This is a genomic window from Gemmatimonadota bacterium (assembly GCA_016712265.1).
Classification (GTDB): Bacteria; Gemmatimonadota; Gemmatimonadetes; order Gemmatimonadales; family Gemmatimonadaceae; genus RBC101.
In genome coordinates, this window is record JADJRJ010000028.1 from 1,031,399 (window position 1) to 1,049,559 (window position 18,161).

Below are 18,161 nucleotides of genomic sequence, written 5' to 3' on the forward strand. Positions count from 1 at the left end.
ATACAGGCCACCCGGGCGTCCCTATCATGCGTTCCATGCGCACGTCATCTCTCCTCTTCCTGGAACCCCCGTACCTCATGGTGCGGCGGCTCACGGGATCGGTTCCCGCTCTGGGAACTGTCGCCTTGTTCGACACCACCTCGATGCGTCCGTCGACGAACGAGTTGAAGGTACAGATGGAGCAGGCGCCGTGGTGCCCGGTCTGCCTGCTGGCGACGCCGGACTCAGGAGTACGCAGTGTGCGCCGCTTGGCCCGCACCTGTGTGGTGTTCGGGCTCGACGAAGGTGACGGTGCCTCGGGAATCCTCAAGGCAGTCGCCCAGCGGCCGCGCCCGACGGCGAGCGACCTCGCGGAATGGGTGACGCGTCGCACGCGACTGCCCACGTTGGCTCGCGTGATGGCCGACCTCTTCTCGCGACCCGCCTTCAAGCGCAACGAAGCCGCACTGCTGCCGTATGCGGTGCGTGAACAGGTTCGCCGGCTGGGTGATTGGTCGGCGCAGGAATGGCAGGTGGCCGGCTGGTTGGCCGAGCTGGCGGCGGATCGGTCACTGCTTAACAGAACCATGGCGGCGAGCGACGATTCATCGATGATGATGCGTCGGCAGATGGTGGAGCTGCTGGGAATGGGCGAAGCCGAGTTCCACGATCGGTACGGATGGGAGTGGGTGCTGGAGTGTGCACTGCGACGGTCGGGGTTCTTCGAGCGGTCGAGTGCGCGGAACGTGCGGGTGCTGCGCGGGGTGTGGGAGGGAGAAGTGGCGCCGAGGGCTACGGCGTAGGGTGGTGTGGGGGGAGGGGAGGGTGGGGCGGTGGCAGTCCGATGTGGGGTGGGGATGGGCGGTGGTGTTCACGGCGTGCCGGACGCGAGTGCGCGAAGTCCGTGTGGGGCGGTGCGTGTGGGGAAACTCCGTCCGCGCACGCCGTGACCTTTCCCGCGACGAGATACGACAATGCTCACGCGGGAGCGAAGCGAGTCGCGGAGGTGCATCAGGGCGACGTGCCTGGTGCACCTCCCGATTGTTCCTTGGACAAAGGGGAGGGTGGGACGATGCGGGCAGGACACGAAACGATACCGGTCGGGTCACGCACGACCATCCTGCGGGAACGGGTGCGCCTGCTGGTGATTACCCAGGCGCCAGTCGCGGACCGATCCGCAGCGAGCCTTCGGCGATGGTGGATGCGAACCGCGCCAGGTCGTCGGTCGCGGGTCCGCACACACAGCGCCCCGACATCGCGCTGAACTGCGCGCCGTGAAAGGGGCAGGTGATCGCCCCATCGGCGCCTAACGATCCGGCGGAGAGAGGGAGCCCCTGGTGCGGGCACTCGTCGGCGAAGACCGAGATCCCGCCGGACGACACGACAATCACGACCTCGCTCCCGTCCGGCAGCGTCACGGGGAGCAGCCCGTGTGCCGGCAGCTTATGGAGTGGGATCTCCATCGCTGTTCCCGCCCTGCAGGGCGTCCCGGAAGGCGTGCCATGCCAGCGACGCACACTTCACGCGCGCCGGAAACCGCGACACCCCGCCAAACACCTTGAGCTTGCCGAGCGCGGCCTCGTTGATCGGCGCGGCTCCCGTGACCATGTCGTGAAAATGCTGGAAGAGCGTCAGCGCCTCATCGCGCGTCTTGCCGGTGAGCGCCTGGGTCATCATCGACGCGGAGGCGCGCGAGATGGCGCACCCGTGGCCGGTGAAGGTGACGCGCTCGACGCGGCCGCCTGAGGCCTGTACCCATACGCTGACCTCGTCGCCGCACATCGGGTTCTTGCCATGCGCGTGGCCCGTGGCCCCAGTCAACTCACCATGGTTCCGGGGCGAGCGATTGTGCTCGAGGATGATCTCCTGGTACAGGGCGCCCAGATCCATGGTCAGGCGAACAGGTGGCGGACCCGCTCGACGCCGCGCACCAATGCGTCGACGTCCTCGGGCGTGTTGTACAGGTAGAACGATGCGCGCGCGGTGGACGGGACGCCAAACCGCCGCATCAGCGGCTGGGCGCAGTGGTGCCCCGCCCGGATCGCGACCCCCTCGCTGTCGAGCACGGTCCCGATGTCATGCGGGTGCGCGCAATCCATCGTGAAGCTCACCACCCCGGCTTTCGGCGTCGCCGTGCCGATGATGCGCACCCCGGGGATCGCGGTCAGGCGCTCGGTCGCCAGGTCGACCAACGCGTGTTCGTGGGCGGCAATGGCATCGAGCCCCACCGCCGTGAGGTAGTCGAGCGCGGCGCGGAAGGCGACTACGGCGGCGATATCCGGCGTGCCCGCCTCGAACTTGGACGGAAGCGGTGCCCAGGTGCTCCGTTCGAAGGTCACGGTGTCGATCATGTCGCCCCCGCCCTGGTATGGCGGGAGCCGATCGAGCCACTGCTCGGTGCCGTACAGCAGGCCGACACCCGTTGGCCCGAGCATCTTGTGGCCCGAGCAGGCAAAGAAGTCACAGCCAATGGCCTGCACGTCCACGGCGATGTGGGGGGCCGCCTGTGCCCCATCCAGCAACACCGGGATTCCCATCGCATGGGCACGCCGCACCAGCTCGGCCACGGGGGTGATCGTGCCTAACGCGTTCGAGACCCAGGTGACGGCGACGAGCTTGACGCGGTCGTCCAGGAGGCGACCGAAGGCGTCAAGGTCGAGGGAGCCATCGTCGAGCACGGGGATGACGGCGAGCTCAGCGCCGCTCCGCTCACAGGCCAGCTGCCAGGGGACGATGTTGGAGTGATGCTCCAGGGTCGAGACCAGCACGCGATCGCCCGGTTTCAGGACCGCGCTGCCGAATCCGTGGGCGACGAGGTTGATCGCCTCGGTAGTGCCCCGGGTGAAGATGACCTCGCGTGTGGATCGCGCATTGATGAACTGTCGGGCTGCCTCGCGCGTCTCGTCGTACAGCACCGTCGCCCGCTCGCTGAGGTAGTGCACCCCGCGATGGATGTTGCCGTTCTCGGATTCGTAGTAGCGGGTGATCGCCTCGATGACCTGTCGCGGCTTCTGGGATGTGGCCGCGTTGTCGAGGTACACCAGCGGCTTCCCGCGCGCCAACGTCCCCAGGATGGGGAAATCGGCGCGAAGGGAGCCAATAGCTGGGAGGATGTTGCTGCGGGGCACCGCTGTTGGTTGCGTGTTGCTGCTCACTGGAACTGGTCGCTGGTCACTCGTGCTGCGCGTGCTGCTCGTACTGCTGCTGTTGCTGTTGCTGCTGCCGTCTGCCGTCTGCCGTCCGCCGTCCGCCGTCCGCCGTCCGCCGTCCGCCCCCTACCCCACAAACCGCTCCAACGCCAACCGTTCCAGTTCCACCCGCAAGGGCTCCAGTTCGATCGTCTCCAGCACATCCGCCGCGAACGCGTAGGTCAGCAACTGACGGGCTGCCGCCGCCCCGATCCCACGTGACTTCAGGTAGAACGCCATGCGGTCATCCAGCTGGCCCACCGTGGCACCGTGGGTGCACTTCACGTCGTCGGCGAAGATCTCGAGCTGGGGCTTCGTGTCGATGCGCGCGTCCGGCGAGAGCAGCAGCGTATTGTTCGTCTGCTTGCCGTCGGTCTTCTGGGCGATGGCGTGCACGTACACCTTGCCGTTGAACACCCCGTGGGAGGCGTCGTCCAGCACGCCCTTGTAGTGCTCACGGGAATAGCAGTTCGGCTGCGCGTGCTCGATCCGGGTCTGGTGGTCGCTCACCTGCGAGCCGCCCAGCATGTACAACCCGTTGAGCGTCGCGCCACACCCTTCGCCGGCCAGGGTGGTGTAGATGTTCGAGCGTGCAAGCGCCGCGCCCGTGGAGAAGGCAAACGACACGTAGTGCGCGTCGCGGCCGAGGGTGGCCTCGATGTGCCCCACGTGGAACGCCGCACGACCCTCGCGCTGCAACTTGTGGTGGGTCAGCGTCGCACCGTCGCCGACCGACGCCTCTGTCACGCTGTTCGTGAGGTAGCGCGCGTTGTCCGTCGTCACATATTGCTCCACGACGGTCACGCGTGCATGCCTGCCAAGCACCAGCAGGTTGCGTGGGTGCGCCATGCCACCCGCCGCATTGGCGTCCGCCAGGAACAACAGGTGGATGGGTTGCGCCACCGTGACGTCCGCGGGCACGGACAGGTACGCGCCGTCCTGCATCCACGCCGTGTTGAGCGCGGTGAACGCCAGTGCCTGTTCGTCGAACCGCGCATGCCGGCCGAGATGTTGCTCCACCAGCGTCGGCTCCTCGCGCCACGCGCTGGCCAGGCTCATCAGGCGCACGCCGTCCGGAAGACCGGCCGCGCGGCTCAGGTGAGGCGCATGCCGTCCGTTCACGAAGACGAGGGTGGCCCACTCGCTTGGCACGAGGGCCGCGGCAGCGACGTCGGCCACCGTGAGCGTGCCGACCGCCGATCGCATGGGCGCGAAATCGGCCTCGGTGATCGGGGCGGGATTCGTGAAATGCCAGTCTTCGTTCTTGGTGGTGGGGAATCCGTGGGCCTCGACACTGGCCACGGCCCGTGACCGCAGGTCGCGCAGCCACGTGGCCGTGTCGGCCGGCTGCTCCCAGTGGCGCAACAACGCCGTCGCGCGGGCTTCGGTCGCACTCATGCCGTGACCGTCCCGCTCGCAGGTTCCCCAACCAGCCAGTCGTAGCCCTTGGCCTCCAGCTCCAGGGCCAGCTCCTTGCCGCCGGACTTCACGATGCGCCCACCCGCCAGCACGTGCACGAAATCCGGCACGATGTAGTTGAGCAGCCGCTGGTAGTGCGTCACGACAATCGCGGCCCGGTCGGGCCGTCGCAGCTTGTTCACGCCGTCGGCCACGATGCGCAGCGCGTCGATGTCGAGGCCCGAGTCGGTCTCGTCGAGGATCGCGAGCTTGGGCTCGAGGACGGCCATCTGCAGGATCTCGTTGCGCTTCTTCTCGCCGCCGCTGAACCCCGTGTTCACCGATCGCTGCAGCATCGCCTCGTCCATCTCGACGATCTTGAGCTTCTCCGCCATCACGTCGAGGAAGTCCATGGGATCCACCTCAGGCTCACCGCGGCTCTTGCGGATCTCGTTGTACGCCGTGCGGAGGAAGTAGGCATTGCTCACGCCAGGGATCTCGATCGGATACTGGAAGGCGAGGAAGACGCCGGCGTGGGCCCGCTCCTCGGGCTCCATCTCCAGCAGGTCCTTGTCGTCGTAGGTGATCGAGCCGCCGGTGACCTCGTACCCGGGGTGGCCGGCGATGACCTGGGCGAGGGTGCTCTTGCCGGAGCCGTTCGGCCCCATGATGGCGTGCACTTCCCCCGCGCGAACGGTGAGCGAAATGCCGTTGAGGATCTGCTTGTCGCCAACAGTGGCGGTCAGGTTCGTAATAGTGAGCATTGTTCTGTAGGTCGGTTCAACAGCCATGACGAGGAAGCCGCCCTGAGAGCGGCACCCCGTGCCCCGCGTGCCGCTCGTGCTCCTCGTACCGCTCGTGCTTCGTTGTTGTTGTTGCTGCTGTTGCAATTGTCCTTCGTACCACGCTATCCCACACTCCCCTCCAGGGAGATGCCCAGCAGCTGTTGCGCTTCCAGCGCAAACTCCATGGGGAGTTCCTTGAACACCTCGCGGCAGAAGCCGCTCACGATCATCGAGACCGCGTGCTCGGCACTCAGCCCGCGTTGCTTGAGGTAGAAGATCTGGTCTTCCCCGATCTTCGACGTGCTCGCCTCGTGCTCGATGATCGCCGTGTTGTTCTGGGCCTCGATGTAGGGAAAGGTGTGCGCACCGCACGCGTTGCCGATCAGCATCGAGTCGCACTGCGTGTAATTGCGCGCGCCCTCGGCCTTCGGCAGCACCTTCACCTGCCCGCGGTAGGAGTTCTGGCCCTTGCCCGCGGAGATCCCCTTGGAGACGATGTTCGACTTGGTGTTCCGGCCGATGTGGATCATCTTCGTACCGGTGTCGGCCTGCTGCCGGTTGTTGACCACGGCAACCGAGTAGAACTCGCCGGTCGAGTTGTCACCCTGGAGGATCACGCTGGGGTACTTCCATGTGATGGCCGATCCGGTCTCGACCTGGGTCCAGGAGATCTTGGCGTCCGTCATCGCCTTGCCACGCTTGGTGACGAAGTTGTAGATCCCGCCACGGCCTTCCTCGTCGCCGGCATACCAGTTCTGGACCGTCGAGTACTTCACCGTGGCGCGGTCGAGGGCGACGATCTCCACCACGGCGGCGTGGAGCTGGTTCGTCGAGCGCTTCGGCGCCGTGCACCCCTCGAGGTAGCTCACGTATGCCCCTTCGTCCGCGACGATCAACGTTCGCTCGAACTGCCCGGTGTCGGCGGCGTTGATGCGGAAGTAGGTCGACAGTTCCATCGGGCAGCGCACGCCCTTCGGGATGTAGACGAAGGAGCCATCGGAGAAAACGGCGGAGTTGAGCGCGGCGAAGAAGTTGTCGCTGTACGGAACCACCGATCCGAGGTATCGCTCGATCAGCTCGGGGTGTTCGCGCACGGCCTCGCCGAAGGAGCAGAAGATCACGCCGTGCTTCTTCAGTTCTTCCTTGTACGTGGTGCCCACCGAGACCGAGTCGAAGACGGCGTCCACCGCCACCCCCGCCAGCAGCTTCTGCTCGTGCAACGGGATCCCGAGCTTGTCGTAGGTCTCCTTGATCTTGGGATCGAGCTCGTCCAGCGAACCGAGCGGCTTCGCGGTACGGGGCGAGGAGTAATACGACGTCGCCTGGTAGTCGATCGGCGTGTACGAGACGTTGGGCCAGCGGGGCTCGGTCATCTGCTGCCACCGCCGAAACGCCTTCAACCGCCACTCCAGCAGGAAGGCCGGCTCGTTCTTCTTGGCGGAGATCAGCCGTACCACATCCTCACTGAGCCCCGGTGGGATCGTGTCGGACTCGATGTCCGTGGTGAAGCCGTATTGGTATTCCCTGGCGACCAGGGCGTCGATGGCAGAACTCATGGCTGTGTCGGTAACCGGTCTTGACCGGATGAGGAAACGCCGAGCGAGACCATTTCAGGTCGCTCGGTGATGCAGTATTCGCAGCAGTTGGCACCCTTCGCGATGTGCGCGTGCCTGACGACGTCCGCCCCCAGGATCTCGCTGATGAAACGCTCCTCGGCTGCGCAGACTTCGGGGAACCGGTCGACGAGGGACCTGATGGTGCAATGATGCTCTCGCAGCGTGCTATGCCCGTTCTGCTCGGCCACCGCCATGTATCCCATGGAAGACAACAGCTGAGCCAGCCGCTCGGTTCGCTCGGGTAACGGCAGGAGCGCCAGCTCGGGCCCTGCCTTCTCTGCGACCGCCGCCCATCGCGCGCGGAAGATCTCGACGACCGCATCCGATCCGAACTTCTCCCGGACCGTCTCAAGTGCTTGGGAGAGAACAACATCGTACTGGGATGGGAACAGACGTTCCCCAGCGTCAGTGAGCCGGTAAGCGAAAACAGGCTGGCCCACCCCGCGCACCTGGCGTGAGTACCCGACGAGCCCTTCCGCCTCAAGGTCCTTCAGGTGCCGGCGAAAGGCGTTGGCCGTGAGACCGAACTGTCCCGCAAGTTCTTTTGTGGTAAGAGGTTGCGACCTCTTCAGGGCGACGAGGATGTCACCCCGTGTCCCCTTGAACCCCGCCGGCGCCGACTCGTGCGTCATGGCGACAAAGATGATCGGGATTCCGAATAAGTCAACGGAAGTGTGCGTCAATCAGACGCTGCCCGCCTCCCGGTCTGTCCTTCTGAAGTGAGCCGCGATCGTCGGCGGAATGCGGGCTACGGTCCGCCGGGGACGATCAGCGCCTTGGTCACCTCGCGGCGTTCCACCGCCTGCAAGGCCTCGTTGACCTCGTGCAGGCCATAGGCACGTGATACCATCTCCCGCCAGGGGAACCGCGCGCCGTGCTTCGCCGCCACCTTGAGTGCGCGATGGAAGTGCGAGAAGTCCGATCCCCAGCACCCACGCAACTCCACGTGCTTGCGGTTGATTTGCCAATGCGGGTGGATGCGGACGTCGCCATTGTCGGTGTAGTGTCCGCAGACCACGATGCGCCCGCCGTCTCGCACCAGGTCAAACGCTTGGGACACGGCATCCGGGGCGCCACTCGCCTCGATCACCACGTCCACGCCGAACCCGTTCGTGAGGTCCTTCACGGCCTGGGCGCGGTCGCGCGGGTCCAGGTCGAGCCCGAGGGTGTGCGTCGCACCCATGCGTTCCGCGAACTGGAGACGCGAGGCGGGGTCTCCGATCGCAATCACGTGGTCGGCGCCCGAGAGGGACGCCAGCGCAATGATCGACTGGCCCACGGGCCCTGCGCCAAGGACGGCCACGCTGTTCCCCAGCCGGATCTCCCCGCGGTCCACGGCGTGCATCGCGGTCACGAGACCGCACCCGCCCCCAATAAACGTCTCGGCGTCCAGTTCGCCTGGGAGGCGCAGCATGTGCACCCCGGGTTTCATCCACAGCGCCTCGGCCCAGCCGCCCAGCAATCCTTCGTTGGCGCTGTAGGTGATGCCGTAGACCTTGCGGTGCGGACAACGGGTGGATTGCCGAGTGACCAGGCAGTGATAACACCGGCCGCAGGTCTCATGCACGTCGAGAAAGGTGACCCGGTCGCCGACGGCGAACGGACGTCCCTCCACATCGTGGATCGGGCTGCCGAGTTCGGCGACCTCGCCCACGGAGACATGCCCGGGAATGATCGGGAAGGGAACGCCGCTGAGCCGGCCATGGTGCAGGTGCACGTCGGTGCCGCACACCTCGGAATACAGCACGCGCAGGAGGGCGGCGTCCCGGTCGAGGTGCGGGCGTGGGAGGGTGCGGATCTCGAGCGCCTGGTGGGGCGCAGGCATGACAGCGGCGCGAAACATGGCGGCGATATGGGAGGTGAAACCGGTCAGTCCCGGGACAACCTCGCCATCGCGCGACAGAGCACCGCAGATGCAAGGTCGAGTTTGTATGCGTTGTGTGCCAGCGGGGTCGCGTCGTACAGGGCGCGCTGCGCGAGGGTCTCGATGTCGTCGTCGGATAACCCACCGGACGCGACATCCTCCTCGATGGACGTCGTGACCCGCCACGGGGTGTTGGCGACGCCCCCAAGCACCAGGCGCACTTCGCCGTCACGCCGCTTGGTCGCGGCGACCGAGACCAAGGCGAAGTCCCAGGCGGCCCGTTGCATCTGCTTGTGGAAGAGCTGGGTCCCGCCCGCGGCGCCAGGGGGGAGGGTGACGGCTTCGACCACTTCGCCGGGACCGAGGCAGGTCGCACTGTCCATGCGCTGGGACGATGGGACGAGGAAATCCGCCGCAGGCACCCGTCGCTGGCCCGCAGGGCCGCGCACGTGTACCATCGCGTCGAGGGCCACCAGGGCGACCGCGCAGTCAGAGGGGTGCGCGACCACGCACGCTCCGCTGCGAAAGATCGCGTGGTACTGGTTCTCCCCGATCTCTGCGGAGCAGTGGGAGCCCCCGCGTCGCAAGCAGGGGTGGTCCCCGCGAAAGTACCAGCACCGTACATGCTGGCAGAGGTTGCCGCCTAACGTGCCCACATCGCGCAAGGGCTGGGACCCTACGGACGCAGCGGCCTGGGCGAGCGCCGGGAACCGCGCGCACACCAGCTCGTGGCGCGCCAGCGCGTCCAGGGTCACCGCTGCCCCGAGGCGCAGGCTACCATCATCGCCCGCTTCGATCGTTCCGGTGCTGGGGAGATGCCGGAGGTCCACCAGGACGTCCGGATCGGTGATGCCGGCCCGCATCAGGGGCACGAGGTCTGTCCCACCGGCGGAGGGAACGGCGCCATCATGGGCGAGCGCCACGGTGGCGCCTTCCCAGGTGTCCGGGGTGTGATATGACTGCACGGGCATGGCGCAAAGCTACCGCCCGGTGCCACCGTGCGAACAGGTCGTCAGCGATTGGTCAGCGCGGTCGCCCGGAACCCATACTCCTCGTCGGCGATGCGATCCGACCAGTCGATCCATAGCTGCGTCGGAAATCCCCGCTGCGCGTCGTAGGTGACCTCGAGGCGATGCGCCCCACTGCGGATCGCTTCGTCGACCAGATCGAAGAGCTCTTCCACCGAACGGTACGATGCGACGAACTCGGAGGGGATGTCTGCCCCGGTGTCCACCAGCCGGACGCGCGTTACCCGGCCACCGGCGACATCAATCTCGACCTCGCGCCCGCCGAGGATGCAGAAGCACTGGGCGCTGCCGCGCATGGTGTAAGCCGTGGCGCCGTGCAGGTTCCATCTGGCCCGGGCCGCCACCAGGTCACGCGTGGACCCGGGGTCGTCCGGGGCCACAAAGGCGAGGCACCCGAGCAGGGAGAATGAGGCGAGGGACGCGAGGAGTGCTTTCATGGGTGCCTGACGAGTCACTGCCAGTACCGCGTGGGGGGGGCGGGGTTCCATCAGTTGTACCGGCCGGACTTAATTTGTGGGGTGAAACGCCGCGTCATCGCGACCGTGCTCGTGCTGGCTGGGGGATGTCGGGGGCTGCAGCCCCTGCCGCCACCGCAGGCCCCCGTCCCCGGGCGAGAGCTTCCAGCCGACGTGCGTCCCCCCGAGGGAGAGACAGCCGGCCGCGCCGTGATCCCTGACGACCACACGGCCCTCCTGGCGCGTGCCCTGCTGGTTCCCGTCCGCGGGGTGCGACCGGACCAGCTCCGCGACAGCTTTCGCGCCGCGCGCGGCGATCGTGTTCATGCGGCGATGGACATCATGGCGCCTCGGGGGACGCCGGTGCTTGCGGCGGACGCCGGGCTGCTGTGGAAGGTGCGCTCGAATGCGCTGGGTGGCCTGACCGTGTACGTCCTCGATGACGAGCAGCGATTCATCTACTACTATGCGCACCTGGATCGTTACGCAGACGACACAAAGGAAGGTCGGCGCGTCGAGAAGGGTACGGTGCTCGGCTACGTGGGCACCACGGGCAATGCGCCGCCCAATGCGCCTCACCTGCATTTCCAGTTGATGAAATACCGTGGGGACGGTCGGTGGTGGGATGGCGAACCCATCAATCCGTTTCCCTACCTCACCGCGCTACACCGGGGGACGCCATGAAAGGGAAGGAACGCGCGGAGTTGCGCGCCGAGGCTCACCACCTCGATCCCCTGGTGCATGTGGGGGTGTCGGGGGCGACGGACGCCGTGATGCAGACGATCGACGAGGCGCTACGGACGCATGAGCTGGTGAAGGTGGCGATCGGGCGCCATGCCGGGCTGGAGCCGCGTCCGGTCGCGACCGCCATGGCCACGGCGTTAGGTGCCGAGGTGATCCAGGTGATCGGGCGCAAGGTGACCTTGTATCGCCACGCACCGGAGTTGTGGGCCAAGCCACGGCTCGTCCCACCCTGGCGCCGCGCCTAGGGGGCCGAGGCGGGCGCACGGTCGAGCCCGGTTGCATTTAGCAGCGCGACGGCTATTCTGCTCGTCAGGCAGTGGAAGGTTCCTGGACCCAAGACGGGGGAAACAACCGTGAGGATGACACGAAGCCTGGGGGCGTTGGCCCTCGCTGTGCTGGCCGCCTGTGGGGAGACCACGGCAAGTGCCGCGTTGGGCGCGGCCCGGGTGACGGCCTTGTCGGCCAGTGGCCTGACAGGTGTCGCTGGGACCGCACTGGCGGACCGGATCGAGTTTCGCGTGCTGGACGCCGGCAACCAGCCGTTGGCCGGCGTCAGCGTGACGTTCGGGGCGTCCGGAAGCGGCGCGGTGGATCCGGCGAGTGCGACCACCGATGCGTCGGGCGTCGCCCGCACGCGCTGGACCTTGTCGCGGACGATCGGCGCCAACACCCTCACCGCGAGTGCCGGGGCGAATGTCTCGACCTCCGTCACGGCGACCGGGTCGGCCGGGCGTGCGGCGACCGTCACGGCGGTTGGGGGTATCACCCAAACAGCGAGTGTCGGGAGCCCCGTCCCTATCGTGCCGGCCGTGCGCGTGGTGGACGCGTTTGGCAACCTGGTGGAAGGGGTGGCGGTCACCTTCACGGTCCTGACGGGTGGCGGGACCACAACAGGGGCCGTCGCGCGGACGTCGAGCCAGGGAGTTGCCGCCGTCGGAAGTTGGGTGCTTGGGCAAACCGCCGGCAACCACACGTTGACGGCGCGCGTCGAGGAAGGCGGGGTGGCCAACAACCCGATCGTGTTCACGGCGATTGCCACGCCGGGCGCGGCGGCGGCCGTCGCGGCGGCCTCGGCTGTCGCGCAGGTGGCGCCGGCTGGCACCGCGGTCGCTGCCCCACCGTCCATCAAGGTGACCGATGCCGGTGGCAACCCGGTGCCTAACGTTGCGGTGAACTTCACGGTGACCGCCGGCGGGGGCACGGTCAGCCCTCAGGCCCTCCTGACCAACACCCAGGGGGTGGCGACGGCGAGCAGCTGGCTGCTCGGCACCACGGCCGGGCCCAACCAGGTGACCGCCACGGCGGGCACGCTCCCGCCGGTGATCTTCCAGGCGACGGGCGCGGCCGGTGCGGCCGCGACGATGACCCTCGTGACCGGGAACAACCAGAGCGCGCAGGCTGGGCGGCCGCTGGCCATTGCGCCCTCGGTGGTGATTCAAGACGCCAATGGCAATCCGCTGCCGGGAATTATCGTGACGTTCAGCGTCACCTCCGGCGGTGGGACCGCCGTGGGCGCGCGCCAGACGACAGATGCCACCGGCACGGCGGAGGTAGGTGCCTGGTTCCTCGGCACCGCGCCGGGGACCAACACGATGACCGCGTCGAGCACGGGCCTGCCGGCGGTCACCTTCACGGCGACGGGTCTGGCTGGCGCCGCCGTCTCGATGGTGGCGAACGCTCCGCTCGTGCAGAGTGCGACCGCAGGCTCGGCGGTGGCCACCCCGCCGAGCGTGATCGTCCGTGACCTCGCGGGCAATCCGGTGCCTGGCATCCAGGTCACCTTCGGGGTCACTGCCGGCGGTGGTGCGGTGGTCGGTTCGCCGGCCACAACGAACGCCAGCGGGGTCGCGACCCTGACCTCCTGGACCCTGGGCACCGCGGTTGGCACCAACCTGGTCGTGGCCAACGCGGCGGGGCTCCCGAGCGTGACCTTCACGGCGACTGGCACTGCAGGGCCGGCCGCGAACGTGGTGATCGTCAGCGGGAACAACCAGGCGGGAATCGCGGGGTCGCCCGTGGCGACGCCGCCAAAGGTCCGGGTCACCGATGCCGCTGGAAACGCGGTGAGTGGTGCCACGGTCACCTTCGCCGTCACCGGGGGAAGTGGGACGGTGAGTGGGGCGACGCAAACGACCGATGCGGCCGGTGAGGCTGCTGTCGGAAGTTGGACCCTGGGGAGTGGGTCGCCCAACACGTTGAGTGCGACCGTGACCGGGAGTGGCATCACCGGGAATCCCCTGACGTTCACCGCCGATGCCGCGACTGCGATTGTCATCACCGGACCGCCCACATCGCCACAGACGCTGGGCACGAACTTCAGCTTCACGGTGGAGCTGCGTAACTCGGCCGGGGGCACCGTGTCGTTGGCCGGGGTGCCCCTCACCGTCGCGATCGCGACGGGCGGTGGGACGCTCAATGGCGTGACGACCGTCAACACGCTCTCGACGGGCGCGGTCACCTTCACGGTGAACGTGACCGGTGTCGCTGGCGCCCGCACGTTCAACATCACTGGCAGTGGTCTCACGACGGCGACCACCGGTTCGATCACCATCAACTAGCGCACACCAATGACACGACGATTCTCGATCCTGGCGCGTGCCGTGGCGATGACCATCGCGGTGATGGGTGTGCCACAGGTCGCCTGGGGCCAGGCCGCTCCGTCGGCAGCGGCGAGTACGCAACCCGATCCGTGGCGCTTCACCGCCTCGGTGGGGCCGTGGGCGGCGCGAAACGCTATCATCATTGGCGCCAGTGGGGCGAGTACGACGCTGGGTGGCGGGGCGGCCTTCACGGCGGACGTGTCGTTTGACGTCACGCGCCGCATCGCCATCTACGGAGGGGGCCTCGCCGCCTTCTCGCAGGTGTCCCACGGGGCGTCGCTGCGGTCGGACATCACCGGCGCCAGCGACCGGGTGACCGTCATGGGTGCAACCGGAGGGCTGCTGCTGGCCGTTCCTGGCGGCATTCTCGGGCGACTTGAGCCCACGATTCGGCTGGGCGGCGGCATGAAGGGGTATCGCTTTGACCTCGGGGCGGACGCGAACCAGTGGCGGCCCATGGGTGATTTCGGCTTCGGTCTGCGCGGCGGACCGGGTGGCCCGCTGGATATCCATGTCGAGGCGCGATACCTGGCGAGCACGGTGGACCAGGCCAAACTGCCCACGCGGGGGATCGTGCCGCAGATCCAACGGCAGGGCGACCTGTTGCTGACCGTCGGCCTCAGCCTGCGACCGTAGGCGACGCCGGCGGCCGTCCGCCGGCTGGGGACCGATGGGTGGCAGGACGTCGTTATGTTCCGCGCGATGTCCACTGCCACCCAACGCACCCTCGACGCCGAAGTCGCCCGCCGCCGGACCTTCGCGATCATCAGTCACCCGGACGCCGGGAAGACGACCCTGACCGAGAAGCTGCTCCTCTATGGCGGGGCAATTCACCTGGCCGGATCGGTGAAGTCGCGGCGGGCCGCCCGGCATGCGACCTCGGACTGGATGAAACTCGAGCAGGAACGCGGCATCTCGGTCACCTCGAGCGTCATGCAGTTCGAGTACGAGGGGTACGCGATCAACCTCCTCGACACGCCGGGGCACGAAGACTTCTCCGAAGACACGTACCGCACCCTGGTCGCCGCCGACAGCGCCGTCATGCTGCTGGACAACCGCAAGGGGGTTGAGGAACGGACGCGTCAGCTCTTCGAAGTCTGCAAGAAGCGCCGGACCCCGATCTTCACCTTCGTCAACAAGTGTGACCGGGTGGGCGAAGAGTCGCTCAAGATCGTGAGTGACGTGGAGGCTGACCTCGGGATCATGTGTCACCCCGTGACCTGGCCGGTCTTTGATGGCAATGCGTTCATTGGCGTCTACGACCGGCGGCTCGATCGGCTGCATCTCTTTGATCGCGGCGATCATCACGGGGCGAAGCGCGCCGCCGAGGAGGTGCTCGCCCTCCACGCGCCGGAGACGCGAGACAAGCTGGGCGAGGCCGTGTATGCCCAGCTACGGCACGACGTGGAGTTGCTCGATGCGGCCGGACACCCGTTCGACCGGGAGGCGATCCTGCGGGGTGAACTCTCGCCGGTGTTCTTCGGGAGCGCGCTGACGAACTTCGGGGTCGAGCCGTTCCTCCGGGAGTTCCTGGATCTGGCCCCCCCGCCCCTCGCCCGGGAGAGTTCGGCCGGCACCATCGCGCCCACCGAGCCGCGCTTCACGGGGTTTGTCTTCAAGATCCAGGCGAACATGGATCCTCGACACCGCGACCGCATTGCCTTCGCCCGGATCTGCTCGGGGCAGTTCACGGCCGGGATGGAAGTGACGCACGTGCGTACCGGCAAGCGATTTCGCCTGGCGACGCCGCAGCAGTTCATGGCGCGCGAACGCATCGCGGTGGAGGAGGCCTGGCCTGGCGACGTGATCGGCGTGGTCGATCGGGGGATGCTGCGCATCGGGGACACGCTGTCGGAGGAGGGGGTGCTGGAGTTCGGCGGGGTGCCGCGATTTCCCCCCGAGCACTTTGCCCGCGTCGTGTTGCTGGACCCGATGAAGCGCAAACAGTTGGATGCCGGCCTGCGGCAGCTCACCGAAGAGGGGGCGGCGCAGGTGTTCTTCACCTCGCCCACCGAGGTGTCCGGACCGACGCCGATCATCGGGGCTGTCGGGATGCTGCAGTTCGACGTGATGCTGCATCGTCTCGAGCACGAGTACGGTGTGCGCTGTCGGCTGGAGAAGATCGGCGGGCGGTACCCGCGGTGGGTGGTCGGCCCGGCCGCGGAGATCGAACGTGTGGGCCGCGAACGCGGGCGCAGCATCCTCTACGATGCGAACGGCGCCCCGCTCATCCTGTTCGAGGACACCTGGGGTCTCAAGTGGGTCCTGGACCGGGAGACGGCGCTGACCTTCCACGAGGCCGCGCCGTAACGCCTCCTACTTTCGCGCGCGCTGCTCCTCCGCCCTGAGCTTGGCCTGTTCGCGCAGGATGAACGCGTGGAGGTGGCGTGCCTCCTCCGCCGTCAGCACGTCGTCAAACGGTGCCATGCCGGCGTCCCGGAGCGCTCCCCTCAGGACGATGTCGTCGAAGCGCGCGTGGGTCGCCGCGGTCATGCGGTGCAGGTCGGGATAGGCGGAGCGGGGCGCGGTTCCCCGTCCAAAGTGGCACATGAAGCAGTACCGAAAGTAGAGCGCCTCGCCGCGCGCGGGATCCGCACTGGCCAGCTCCGGAAGCGCTGGCGGAGCCGGCGTCGTGTCAGTGGTCGCGGCCGGCGGGAGGCGTGGCGCCGAGCCGCCGAGTTTGAAGGAGAGCAGTCGGCCGTAGTTCTGGTACCGGTACGGCGCGCTGCTGGGCGGGAGGGCAGGGGAGAGGGCGCCGCCGTACCCGGCGAGCACGGTGACATGCTGCTCGCCGTTGACCTCATGGCTTGCCGGTGCGGCGAGGATAGCGGTCCCCACGTTCCACTCGCCCCGCGTGATGCCGGAGTCCGCGCTCAGCGCGAGCAGCCGTCCGTCCGCGGTCCCCGTGAAGACGAGGTTGCCGGCGGTCGCGAGCATGCTGCCTTCCATCTCGGTGTTGCCCAGCGGGCGTCGCCACCGCGCACGACGCGCGACGGGATCCCACCCGACCAGGTAGGTCTGGGGCGTGGGCGCCGGGTGGCGCGCCACTTCGGCGCGTAGCCGCGCCATCTGCGCGCTGGTAGCGCCGGGAATAGCCGGTGGGACGACACCCAGTGCAGCGGATGCCCCCATGTTGACCTGGCCTGCTCGCCATGCGTAGGCCGTGTCGCTCCACATCACCATCCCTTCCTCGAGCGCGACGAAATACGCGAGTCCGGTGCTCGGGCTGAACGCCATGGGTTGCCAGTTGCGGCCTCCGGCCTGGCTCGGGAAGATCAGGGCCGGTCCATCGCGATAGTCCGCCGCTGGGTTGAGGGCTGGTCGGCCCGTGACCGAGTCGATCCCGGTCGTCCAGTTGACGTGAACGAACGGGGTCCCCGAGATGAAGCGACCCGTGGCGCGGTCCAGCACGTAGAAGATCCCGTTCTTCGGGGCCTGCATGATCACCTTGCCGATGGGGAGGTCGGCGAGGATGAAGTTGGAGGTGGCGGTGTAGTCCCAGATCTCAGAGGGCACCTGTTGGTAGTGCCACGCCAGCTGTCCCGTGGACGGGTTGATGGCGAGGATGGAGACGAGGTAGAGGTTGTCGCCGCCGCTGGGGCTGCGGAACCAGATGGGGTAGGGCGAGGAGTTGCCCGTGCCGACGTAGAGCAGGTTGAGGGTGGGGTCGTAGGCCATCTCGCCCCACACGGTGCCACCGAGGCCGGAGGCCCAGTCGGACTTCGGATCCCACGTGGCTGCGGCGGTGGTCATCTCGGGGTGCTCGACCGGCTTCGCCGGGTCCCCGGGGACGGTGTAGAAGCGCCACGCGAGGGCGCCAGTTTTCCAGTTGTAGGCCGAGATGTATCCGCGGACCCCGTATTCGCCACCGGAGTTGCCGATCACCACGACGTCGCCGGCGATGATTGGTGCACCGGTGATGGTGTAGCTGCGCGTACGGTCGGTGAACGTGTCGGTGCGCCAGGCCTCACGGCCGGTGGCGGCGTCGAGGGCGACGAGAAAGCCGTCGAGGGTGGCCACGTAGACCAGCCCCTGCCAGACGGCGAGGCCCCGGTTCACGACGCCGCAGCAGGCGCGTCGCCCGTAGGCGCCATCCACGGCGGGGTCGTAGCGCCACCGCTCGGCGCCGGTCGCGGCGTCCACGGCGGCGACGGTGCCCCAGGGACCGCTGATGTAGACGACGCCGTCCACGATCACGGGGGTGGATTCCTGCCCGTGCTCCACCCGCCCGCGATGTGAGCGGAATTCGTACTCCCAGGCGATGCCTAACGAGTCGACGTTGCGCTCGTGAATCGTGGCGAGCGGAGAGAAGCGGTCCGCCCGCCAGCTTCGGCCGGACGCGAGCCACTGGCCCGGCTCGTCGTCACGCAGCAGGCGCTCCCGGTCGACCGCTCCGGGCGTCTGGGGACGGCTGCACGCTGCGGCCAGCGCGAGCAGGGTGCTGAATGGAACCAGGGTGAAGCGCATGAAAACTCGGACGTCGGAGTGCGGGTTATTCTCCAGC

General features: G+C 67.7%; 17 protein-coding genes. 6 read left to right on the plus strand and 11 right to left on the minus strand.

Going from position 1 to position 18,161, the window contains the following annotated elements:
• Positions 1-35 precede the first annotated feature (35 nt).
• Positions 36-782 (plus strand): hypothetical protein, encoded by a 747-nt coding sequence (locus tag IPK85_11250; protein MBK8247959.1) that lies wholly within the window; start codon positions 36-38, stop codon positions 780-782.
• A 345-nt stretch (positions 783-1,127) separates the two neighbouring features.
• Here the strand turns inward: IPK85_11250 and IPK85_11255 are convergent, their stop codons facing one another.
• From IPK85_11255 to IPK85_11300, 10 genes are all read right to left on the minus strand, one after another.
• Entirely contained in the window at positions 1,128-1,442 is a 315-nt protein-coding gene (locus IPK85_11255) for a Rieske (2Fe-2S) protein (GenBank protein ID MBK8247960.1), read from the minus strand.
• A complete protein-coding gene (locus IPK85_11260; GenBank protein MBK8247961.1) occupies positions 1,423-1,869 on the minus strand; it encodes an SUF system NifU family Fe-S cluster assembly protein in 447 nt (148 codons plus the stop codon). The genes IPK85_11255 and IPK85_11260 overlap by 20 nt, the downstream gene beginning before the upstream one ends.
• 2 nt (positions 1,870-1,871) lie before the next feature.
• Positions 1,872-3,080 carry a cysteine desulfurase gene (locus IPK85_11265; protein ID MBK8247962.1) on the minus strand — a complete coding sequence of 403 codons (1,209 nt, stop codon included), beginning with the start codon at positions 3,078-3,080 and terminating at the stop codon, positions 1,872-1,874.
• Between the two features lie 174 nt (positions 3,081-3,254).
• Positions 3,255-4,565 (minus strand): Fe-S cluster assembly protein SufD, encoded by a 1,311-nt coding sequence (sufD, locus tag IPK85_11270; protein MBK8247963.1) that lies wholly within the window; start codon positions 4,563-4,565, stop codon positions 3,255-3,257.
• Positions 4,562-5,329, minus strand: a complete 768-nt coding sequence (gene sufC / locus IPK85_11275) for a Fe-S cluster assembly ATPase SufC (GenBank protein ID MBK8247964.1) — start codon at positions 5,327-5,329, stop codon at positions 4,562-4,564. Before sufC ends, sufD begins: the two co-directional genes overlap by 4 nt.
• Before the next feature lie 143 nt (positions 5,330-5,472).
• Positions 5,473-6,906 carry a Fe-S cluster assembly protein SufB gene (sufB, locus tag IPK85_11280; GenBank protein MBK8247965.1) on the minus strand — a complete coding sequence of 478 codons (1,434 nt, stop codon included), beginning with the start codon at positions 6,904-6,906 and terminating at the stop codon, positions 5,473-5,475.
• Positions 6,903-7,598, minus strand: a complete 696-nt coding sequence (locus IPK85_11285) for a winged helix-turn-helix transcriptional regulator (protein ID MBK8247966.1) — start codon at positions 7,596-7,598, stop codon at positions 6,903-6,905. The genes sufB and IPK85_11285 overlap by 4 nt, the downstream gene beginning before the upstream one ends.
• A 116-nt stretch (positions 7,599-7,714) precedes the next feature.
• Positions 7,715-8,809 carry a zinc-binding dehydrogenase gene (locus IPK85_11290; protein MBK8247967.1) on the minus strand — a complete coding sequence of 365 codons (1,095 nt, stop codon included), beginning with the start codon at positions 8,807-8,809 and terminating at the stop codon, positions 7,715-7,717.
• Positions 8,810-8,835: 26 nt separating this feature from the next.
• Complete coding sequence (locus IPK85_11295) at positions 8,836-9,801, minus strand: xanthine dehydrogenase family protein subunit M (GenBank protein MBK8247968.1); 966 nt, start codon at positions 9,799-9,801, stop codon at positions 8,836-8,838.
• Between the two features lie 41 nt (positions 9,802-9,842).
• Entirely contained in the window at positions 9,843-10,295 is a 453-nt protein-coding gene (locus IPK85_11300) for a hypothetical protein (GenBank protein ID MBK8247969.1), read from the minus strand.
• Positions 10,296-10,376: 81 nt separating this feature from the next.
• On the opposite strand from IPK85_11300, the gene IPK85_11305 reads away from it, so the two are divergent.
• From IPK85_11305 to IPK85_11325, 5 genes are all read left to right on the plus strand, one after another.
• The gene (locus IPK85_11305; GenBank protein MBK8247970.1) at positions 10,377-10,997 is read left to right on the plus strand and encodes a M23 family metallopeptidase; all 621 of its coding nucleotides are present in this window, start codon (positions 10,377-10,379) and stop codon (positions 10,995-10,997) included.
• Positions 10,994-11,302: a YhbY family RNA-binding protein gene (locus IPK85_11310; protein MBK8247971.1), complete on the plus strand. Its 309-nt coding sequence runs from the start codon at positions 10,994-10,996 to the stop codon at positions 11,300-11,302. The genes IPK85_11305 and IPK85_11310 overlap by 4 nt, the downstream gene beginning before the upstream one ends.
• A 114-nt stretch (positions 11,303-11,416) precedes the next feature.
• Positions 11,417-13,615: an Ig-like domain-containing protein gene (locus IPK85_11315; GenBank protein ID MBK8247972.1), complete on the plus strand. Its 2,199-nt coding sequence runs from the start codon at positions 11,417-11,419 to the stop codon at positions 13,613-13,615.
• Between the two features lie 9 nt (positions 13,616-13,624).
• Complete coding sequence (locus tag IPK85_11320; GenBank protein MBK8247973.1) at positions 13,625-14,293, plus strand: hypothetical protein; 669 nt, start codon at positions 13,625-13,627, stop codon at positions 14,291-14,293.
• 54 nt (positions 14,294-14,347) lie between these two features.
• Positions 14,348-15,967 carry a peptide chain release factor 3 gene (locus IPK85_11325; protein ID MBK8247974.1) on the plus strand — a complete coding sequence of 540 codons (1,620 nt, stop codon included), beginning with the start codon at positions 14,348-14,350 and terminating at the stop codon, positions 15,965-15,967.
• A 6-nt stretch (positions 15,968-15,973) separates the two neighbouring features.
• Here IPK85_11325 and IPK85_11330 read toward each other — a convergent pair whose 3' ends face one another.
• Positions 15,974-18,124: a PQQ-dependent dehydrogenase, methanol/ethanol family gene (locus tag IPK85_11330; protein MBK8247975.1), complete on the minus strand. Its 2,151-nt coding sequence runs from the start codon at positions 18,122-18,124 to the stop codon at positions 15,974-15,976.
• Positions 18,125-18,161 lie beyond the last annotated feature (37 nt).